Source organism: Streptococcus handemini (assembly GCF_040984445.1).
Lineage (GTDB): Bacteria > Bacillota > Bacilli > Lactobacillales > Streptococcaceae > Streptococcus > Streptococcus handemini.
Map to the genome: position 1 here is coordinate 1 of NZ_JBFRYH010000128.1, position 955 is coordinate 955.

Annotated in this window: 1 protein-coding gene; it reads left to right on the forward strand. The window is 40.0% G+C overall.

The features are described 5' to 3' along the window. On the forward strand, positions 1–939 hold a 939-nt coding region (locus tag ABPH35_RS10925; protein ID WP_368849830.1), incomplete at its 5' end, for an IS30 family transposase. Positions 940–955: the final 16 nt, after the last annotated feature.

The following is a 955-nucleotide window of genomic DNA, read 5'->3' on the forward strand; positions in this document are numbered from 1 at the left end:
ACACCAAAAAGAAGACATTTGACACTAGCTGAGCGTAGAATGATTGAACGTTGGCTTCAAGAAGGGTTCTCAAATCGTGAAATCGCTAAGAGATTGTCTAAAGCTCCTCAAACTATTCACAACGAAGTCAAACGTGGTCAGGTTAGACAACAAGTACGTAAAGGAAAATTTGAAATAATCTACTCAGCTGACTTCGCTCAAGAAGCCTATCAAAACAATCGTAAACATTCTGTGAAGCAGGCTTCCCTAACCAAGGGACTCAAAGAAAAGATTCTTCACTACATCAAACAGAAATACTCTCCTGAGATGATGGTAAAAGCAAAAGGGATACCTGTCTCCATCTCCACCATTTACTACTGGATTCATCATGGACACTTAGGATTGACCAAGGATGACATGCTCTATCCTCGGAAAGAGAAAACGAAGAAAAAACAAGCGAGTCCCAACTTTAAGCCGACTGGAAAATCGATTGAGGAACGACCAGAAAGCATTAATCAGCGTGAGAATGTCGGTGATGTTGAAATTGATACGGTTATTCAAACACGAGCAAAAAATGAGTGTCTGTTGACTCTAACTGATAGAAAGAGTCGTTATCAAATCATCCGACTCATTCCCGATAAGTCCGCGTCTTCAGTCAATCAAGCTCTGAAAACAATTCTCAGAGAGTATCAAATTAACTCAATCACAGCTGATAACGGGGCTGAATTCAGTCGCTTGGCAGATGTTTTTGATTCTGAGAACATTTATTATGCCCACCCTTATTCCTCTTGGGAGAGGGGAACTAATGAGAATCATAATAGACTCATCCGGCGTTGGTTGCCTAAGGGAAGCAAAAATGCGACGCAACAACAAGTCGCATTTATTGAAAACTGGATTAACAACTATCCAAAGAAGATATTGGGTTACAAATCTCCTAGAGAATTTTTACAGACTGGCTAACTTGAACTTGAAATTT